This window comes from Mesorhizobium sp. M8A.F.Ca.ET.161.01.1.1 (genome assembly GCF_004792105.1).
GTDB lineage: Bacteria > Pseudomonadota > Alphaproteobacteria > Rhizobiales > Rhizobiaceae > Mesorhizobium.
Window position 1 is genome coordinate 1 of record NZ_SRTD01000108.1, and the last position, 412, is coordinate 412.

Sequence of the window (412 nt, forward strand, 5' to 3'; positions counted from 1 at the left end):
GGACCATATTCGTCGATCATCAAATCTCCCTCGTCTCGCGCGACCCACTTCGACAGGCGCCTCATCGTCACTGATAGGAAATAGGAAGCGATTGCGGGCTTTCAACGTTCCCTTACGAAGCTTTGAACTTTCTGTGTTCTAGGAGGAAACGCTTTTATGTCGGTCGATCTGATATTTGCCAATTGCAGGCGGCAGGCTGGCAAAGAATACGCACCACTTCTCGCGCCCGGACCAGCTGTCTGCTGGTCGCTATCTGATTATGTCATTGATTTTAAAAATTTTCAGGAAATGGTGTCCACGAGAGGATTCGAACCTCCGACCCCAGGATTCATACCGCTTCGGCTTTCGCCGCCGCCCTGCCTTGTTGGGAAGGGCGTTCGTGGTCTCGACTGTCCCTTCACCATGGGCCGTG

1 protein-coding gene is annotated in these 412 nt (G+C 52.9%); it reads left to right on the forward strand.

Annotated elements, in window-relative coordinates:
* Positions 1-156: 156 nt before the first annotated feature.
* A partial coding sequence (locus EN804_RS37755) for a hypothetical protein (RefSeq protein ID WP_210237383.1) occupies positions 157-412 on the forward strand: 256 nt, incomplete at its 3' end.